Origin of the sequence: Cyanobium sp. LEGE 06143 (assembly GCF_015207535.1) — a bacterium.
GTDB lineage: Bacteria > Cyanobacteriota > Cyanobacteriia > PCC-6307 > Cyanobiaceae > NIES-981.
In genome coordinates this window covers 1-6,470 of record NZ_JADEWP010000148.1, presented here as the reverse complement: position 1 = coordinate 6,470, position 6,470 = coordinate 1, and the positions used below count along the sequence as shown (strand labels likewise).

Annotated in this window: 5 protein-coding genes and 2 pseudogenes; 1 reads left to right on the top strand and 6 read right to left on the bottom strand. The window is 69.9% G+C overall.

The window, feature by feature from the left end:
- From leuC to glyA, 6 genes and pseudogenes are all read right to left on the bottom strand, one after another.
- The coding region (gene leuC, locus IQ216_RS10430) for a 3-isopropylmalate dehydratase large subunit (RefSeq protein ID WP_193815420.1) at window positions 1–1,385 on the bottom strand (1,385 nt) is incomplete at its 3' end.
- A gap of 88 nt (window positions 1,386–1,473) precedes the next feature.
- On the bottom strand, window positions 1,474–1,776 hold the full coding sequence (locus tag IQ216_RS10425; protein WP_193815419.1) for a hypothetical protein: 303 nt from the start codon (window positions 1,774–1,776) through the stop codon (window positions 1,474–1,476).
- A 68-nt stretch (window positions 1,777–1,844) separates the two neighbouring features.
- Complete coding sequence (locus IQ216_RS10420; RefSeq protein ID WP_193815418.1) at window positions 1,845–2,513, bottom strand: YrbL family protein; 669 nt, start codon at window positions 2,511–2,513, stop codon at window positions 1,845–1,847.
- A gap of 94 nt (window positions 2,514–2,607) precedes the next feature.
- A pseudogene (locus IQ216_RS10415) lies at window positions 2,608–3,939 on the bottom strand (competence/damage-inducible protein A).
- Window positions 3,936–5,039 carry an MraY family glycosyltransferase gene (locus IQ216_RS10410; RefSeq protein ID WP_193815417.1) on the bottom strand — a complete coding sequence of 368 codons (1,104 nt, stop codon included), beginning with the start codon at window positions 5,037–5,039 and terminating at the stop codon, window positions 3,936–3,938. The pseudogene IQ216_RS10415 and the gene IQ216_RS10410 overlap by 4 nt, the downstream one beginning before the upstream one ends.
- 67 nt (window positions 5,040–5,106) lie before the next feature.
- Window positions 5,107–6,072 (bottom strand): annotated as a pseudogene (gene glyA / locus IQ216_RS10405) (serine hydroxymethyltransferase); the annotation flags it as partial.
- Window positions 6,073–6,219: 147 nt separating this feature from the next.
- Between glyA and IQ216_RS10400 the strand changes: the two are divergent.
- Window positions 6,220–6,369, top strand: a complete 150-nt coding sequence (locus tag IQ216_RS10400) for a hypothetical protein (protein ID WP_193815416.1) — start codon at window positions 6,220–6,222, stop codon at window positions 6,367–6,369.
- Window positions 6,370–6,470: the final 101 nt, after the last annotated feature.

Here is a 6,470-nt window from a genome sequence, read left to right as displayed (position 1 = left end):
TCGCACACCCGGCCGGTCACGGCGGCGGCGGCCACCATGGCGGGGCTCATCAGCAGGGTGCGGCCCGAGGCTGAGCCCTGGCGGCCCTTGAAGTTGCGGTTGCTGGAGCTGGCGCTGATCTGACGGCCTTCGAGCCGGTCGGGGTTCATCGCCAGGCACATCGAACAGCCCGGCTCGCGCCATTCGAAGCCGGCGGCCGTGAACAGCGCGTCAAGGCCCTCAGCTTCGGCGGCGGCCGCCACCTGCTCGGAACCCGGCACCACGAAGGCCTTGAGGCCGGGGGCCACCCGGCGGCCGCGGGCCACGGCGGCCGCCGCCTGCAGATCACTGAGCCGGCCGTTGGTGCAGCTGCCGATGAAGCACACATCCACCGGGGTGCCGGCGATCGGGGCACCGGGCAGCAGATCCATGTAGCGGTAGGCCTCCTCGGCGAGGGGGCGCTCATCGGCGGGGGTCTGCTCCAGGGTGGGAATCGCCTCGTCCACACCGATGCCCTGGCCCGGCGTGATGCCCCAGGTCACGGTGGGGGCGATGGCGGCGGCATCGAAGCGCACCTCGTCGTCAAACACCGCCTCCGGGCCGCTGGCCAGGCTGCTCCACCAGGCCACAGCCCGCTCCCAGGCCTCGCCCTCAGGGGCATAGGGGCGGCCCTTGAGGTAGGCAAAGGTGGTGGCGTCGGGATTGACATAGCCACAGCGCGCACCGCCCTCGATCGCCATGTTGCAGAGGGTCATGCGCTCCTCCATCGAGAGGGCGGCGATGGCCGGACCGGCGAATTCATAGGCGTGACCCACACCGCCCTTCACCCCGAGGCTGCGGATGATGTGCAGCACCAGATCCTTGGCGTAGACGCCTGGCTGCAGACGGCCGTCCACCCAGATGCGGCGCACCTTGAGCTTGCCCATCGCCAGGCTCTGGCTGGCCAGCACATCGCGCACCTGGCTGGTGCCGATGCCGAAGGCGATGGCCCCGAAGGCGCCGTGGGTGGAGGTGTGGGAGTCGCCGCAGGCGACGGTCATGCCCGGCTGGGTGAGGCCCAGCTCGGGGGCGATCACATGCACGATGCCCTGGCGGCCACTGCCCAGGCCATGCAGGGTGATGCCGTGCTGGGCGCAGTTGCGCTCCAGGGTGGCGAGCATCGCTTCAGCGAGGGGATCGGCAAAGGGCCGCGCCTGGGACGTGGTGGGCACGATGTGGTCGACCGTGGCCACCGTGCGCTCGGGGTGGCGCACAGCCAGGCCCAGGTCGTGCAGCGCGGCGAAGGCCTGGGGGCTGGTCACCTCGTGGATCAGGTGCAGACCGATGAAGAGCTGGGTGGCCCCCCCGGGCAGTTCGGCCACCCGATGCAGGTCCCAGACCTTGTCGTACAGCGTGGCGGCGCTCACCGGATCCCTCTTGAGGCGCAATGGGCCAGGGTAGTCAATGGCTTTCCCCCACCTGGGGGGCGGGCCCGCCCTTGCGCGGGTTCCCTGTTCAGCGGATGCCGGGGCAGACCTGGCTCATGGCCACCACCTGACCGGCGGTGATGGCATCGATCTGGACCTCCGTGATGCCATCCCGGGCCAGGGGAGCGTTGAGCTGGCGCACCAACCCCGGCTCCCAGAGCGAGTGTCCCTGGGCGTTGGCGTCGCGCCAGACGTCGCAGAAGAGCAGCAGCTGGGGGCGGCCTTCGCCGAGGTAGAAGTCGCGGTAGCGCTGCCAGTCCGTGGCAGAGGCCCTGGCCTGACCCTGCACCGCAGTCAGCAACGCGGCAGCCAGCAGCAGCGACAGCCGCATCGGTGCTTCAAAGGCCCCAGGATGCCACCTGGAGGTCAAGGTCGCCAAGGCGCTCCTCATGGCGCCCGTCAGGGGGCCACCCTCTGGGTAGCGAGCGCCGCATCCGGCAGCGCGTTCGTCACCACCATGCTCAGCGGCAGCCGGCCCAGAAGTTGCGCCAGGAAAGGATTTTGCGCGTAGCGCACCAAGAGGCTCTGCTCGAAGCGCGCCCACTTGCGGGCCACTTTGCGGCGGGCGAACCAGCCGCTGTGGGTGGCGATCGGGATGAAGTCGGTGTTGCCGATGCTGTCCACGATGTAGAGCCGGAATGCCTGGGGGCCCAGGCGCTGGCACACCACATTCTTGGGGCGCAGGGCCAGGGTCACGATGCCGTCGCTCAGCATGGTGCGCCTCAGGGCCAGAAGCCCATCGCGCAGGCCACGACAGTGAAGACCTGAGGCCTCATTGGACTCGAGGTAATGCTGCAGCGTGTGCGCCACCACGCCCGGCGTGTCCTGAATGAGTTCGAAACACGACCCCTCTCCCAGGTTGGTGGGCACCGTGCCGTTCCAGCGCGGCACGGCATCCCAGCTGATGCCGCGGAGCTGCAGGTGGCGGTAGAAGCGCTGCTCCCGACGGCTGTCGTGGGGGTCGCCGCCGATGTCCACCTTGACGCAGAGGCTCGGATCCTCTGGATGGCGGTGGCATTCGCGGTGCAGACCCCTGCCCACATAGGTGGAGGCGTCGAGATGGAGCATGCGGGTGTCGTCGGGAGAACAGGCCTTAACCGGTTCTTAGCAGTCCGATGGTATCCCTAGTCACATTGATTCGTTATCCCGCTCGACCTCCTCTTCATCCAGGCGCTGGTACGCGGGTCGTCCCCTGCAGGGAGGCAGATCGTTCAGATGGCTGACAAACGCCGCCGCAGCCGATCGAGCGCCTCACCGGTGCTGAGGGTCTGGATCCAGGCGCGGCCACGGCTGCTGCCGAAGCGCACCGCGGCGCTGTGGGTGCCATCGGGGCCCGCCACGGSGMKGTGMRYSAKCCSSWSGNGGCNNGKCGNKGGCKGMSGSSSCCYGSASSSKCAMYSSMGCYCACKGSSRCGCCCCAGTGGGCTCCGGTGAGCCTGCAGGCCCCCTCCGCCATCGCCGCCGCCACCGGATCACTCACCGCCCCGTGGCGCTCAAGCAACTCCTCCGGCACCCCCAGCACCCCCTGCTTCACCGCGTTGGCGTACGCGATCACCCCGCCGAGGAACACCGCGGAGGCACCGGGGATCGCCGCCAGGGCGGCGCCGATGCCGCCCCCCGTGCAGCTCTCCGCCACGGCAAGGCTCTCGCCGCGTTGCTGCAGGGCCGCCAGCACCACCGAGGCCAGGCTGTCGTCGTCGGCGCCGAAGCAGGCCTCGGCGGCGCGCCGGCGGATCTCCGCCTCCACGGGCGCCAGCAGGGTGGAGGCCTGCTCGGGCGAAGCCGCCCGGGCCGTGATCCGCAGCTTCACCTCGCCGGCGCCGGCGTAGGGGGCCACGGTGGGGTTGCTGCCCGCCAGCAGGTCGCCCACCTGCTCGGCGAGGGCCGATTCGGCCACACCCCAGAAGCGCAGCAGACGACTGGCGAACACCCCCTGGGAGAGACCCTCCCGCCGCAGCCAGGGGGCCGCCGTGGCCTGCCACATGGCCCGCATCTCGCTCGGCACCCCCGGGAAGGTGAGCAGCGTGAAGCCCGGCAGGGGGCTCCAGATCATTCCGGCCGCTGTGCCGGTGGGGTTGGGGAGCACCACCGCGCCCTGCGGCAGCAGGGCCTGGCGGCGCAGGCTGGGCGAGAGCTCCCGGCCGCGGCTGCGGGCCTTCGCGGTGATGTCGGCCCACACCTCCGGCCGCTCCTGCAGGGGAGTGGCGAAGGCCGCGGCAATGGCCTCAGTGGTGAGGTCGTCGGGGGTGGGGCCGAGGCCGCCGGTGGTGATCAGCAGGCGGCAGCGGCGCGAGGCCTGCTGCACGGCGGCGATCAGCCGCGCGCGGTTGTCCCCCACCACCTCCTGACGCAGGTGGGGCACCCCGAGCACGGCCAGCTGTTCGGCGATCCAGCGGGCATTGCCATTGGTGATCGTGCCGAGCAGCAGTTCGGTGCCGACGCAGAGGATCTCGGCGCTGCCCGGCTGTGGGCTGCCGGAAAGGTCGGAGGTCATCGCAGCCGCGCCACGGGCCTGTCCTGGCGCTGCAGGGCGCGGCGGGTGCTCACCAGCACCCAGATCAGCACCGCCGTGGCCAGGGCGAGCCAGAGGAAGCGCATCTCGGCATTCACCAGCACCAGGGCCAGGGAGGCCAGCCACTGGGTGAAGGCATAGATCAGCAGCACCGTGCGGCGGTGGCTCAGGCCCGTGCGCAGCAGGCGGTGGTGCAGGTGGCGCCGATCGGGATAAAAGGGCGAGTGGCCTTCCCGGAGGCGGCCCATGATCACCGCTGACATGTCGGCCACCGGCAGCGAGAGGATCAGCAGCGGCAGCAGCAGACTGACGCTGGTGAGCCCCTTGGCCGGCCCCACGATGCTGATCGCGGCCAGGGCAAAGCCCAGGAAGTAGGAGCCGCCATCCCCCATGAAGATGCGGGCGGGGTTGAAGTTGTGGCGCAGAAAGCCCAGGCAGCTGCCGGCCAGGGCCGCGGCCAGCAGGCCCGCGGCAGGTTGATCCAGGCTGAAGCTCACCGAGAGCAGACCCACAGCCGCGATGCCGCTCACGCCGGCGGCCAGACCATCGAGGCCATCGAGCCAGTTGATCGCATTGGTGATGCCCACCAGCCACACCAGGGTGGCCAGCAGGCTCAGCCAGTCAGGCAGCTGCAGCACGGCGGAGGGTGCCCCCATCCAGCCGAAGGGCAGATCGATGCTGCCGATCCGCACCCCCTCCAGCCACACCGCCGTCGACACCAGCAGCTGGCCCAGCAGCCTCGGCAAGGGGGGCAGGGCGAACAGATCGTCCGCCAGGCCGATCACGAAGAAGCACAGCGAGCCGCCGAGGGTGGTCCAGATCAGGGCATCCTTGCTGGCCTCCAGCTGGGCGAAGCCACCGAGCTGCCAGGTGAGGGCGAGAGCCAGGCTGAAGGCGATCACGATGCCGATCCCCCCCAGCCGCACCATCGGGGTGGTGTGCTGCTTGCGGGCGTCGGGGGCGTCGATCAGCCCCCAGCGCAGGCCGAGCCGCCGCACCACTGGCACCACCAGGGCGGTGAGCACGGCAGCCACGGCAAAGGTGAGCAGCGCTGCAGCGTTGGGGCTGTAGGCAAGAGTCACGACAGCGGGCCGACGCAGGCGCCTGGGGGCAGGGCGTAGGCCGCCACATTACGGGCAGGTGAGGGGCTCAGACCGACTGCAGCTCACGGGTGGGGGCGTAGAGCGGGAAGCGCTCGCAGAGCCCCGCAACGCGCTGCCGGCAGCGCTCCTCGATCGCCCCATCCTCGGGGTTGAGCAGGCGGTCGGCGATCACGTCGGCCACCTCGGCAAAGGCCTCGGCATCAAAGCCGCGGGTGGTGCAGGCGGCGGTGCCGAGGCGCAGACCACTGGTGACGAAGGGGGACTCGGGATCGAAGGGCACCGTGTTCTTGTTGGCGGTGATGTGCACGTCGCTCACCAGCAGATCCGCCACCTTGCCGGTCATGCCGATGCTGCGCAGATCCAGCAGCACCAGGTGGTTGTCGGTGCCACCGCTGACCACGGCGATGCCCCGCTCCTGGATGCGCTGCGCCAGGGCCTGGGCATTGCGCACCACCTGGTCGCTGTAGGCCCGGAAGGAAGGCAGCAGGGCTTCGCCGAAGGCCACCGCCTTGGCGGCGATCACGTGCTCCAGCGGGCCGCCCTGGCTGCCGGGGAACACCGCCTTGTCAAAGCGCTTGCCGAACTCGGCATCGCGGCAGAGGATCAGGCCGCCGCGGGGACCGCGCAGGGTCTTGTGGGTGGTGGTGGTGACCACATCGCACACGGGCACGGGGTTGGCGTGCACGCCGGCGGCCACCAGGCCGGCGATGTGGGCCATGTCCGCGAGCAGGAAGGCGCCCACCTCATCGGCGATGGCGCGGAAGGCCTGGAAGTCGATGCTGCGGGGGTAGGCCGAGTAGCCGCACACGATCAGCTTGGGCCGGTGCTGCAGCGCCAGCTGGCGCACGCTGTCGAAGTTGAGCTGCTGGGTTTCGGGGTCCACGCCGTAGTGCACGGCCTTGAACCACTTGCCGCTCACGTTCACCGGCGAGCCATGGGTGAGGTGACCGCCGTGGCTGAGGTCCATGCCCAGGATCGTGTCGCCGGGCTGCAGCAGGGCCAGGAACACGGCGCCGGAACGCAGTTCGGTGTGACCCAGTTCGGTGGAGGCCAACAGCCAGGCGTCCTGAATCAGTTCCACCAGCAACGGCGAGAACGAGGGATAAGGCTCGGCAGTCTGCGGCTCGCCGTTCAGGCTGTCGCCCACCAATGGCTGCAGTTGCTGATGATTGATGCCGGTGTGTTCCAGAATCTGGCGCACGTCAGAGAACGGCGTTTCCAGCAGTTTGAACAGCAAATGGGCCGGGGTAATCTCGGCGCCCTGGCGGCTGATGCACAGGGCGGCGGAGGCTTCCAGGGCCTGGCGTGAAATGTCGTTAAGGCGCCCGATCAGCGCCGGCAGTTCTACCCGAATCACAGTGATATCCTTATTTCGGTAGTTGGTCCAGTACGCTGAGCACATCCCTGATG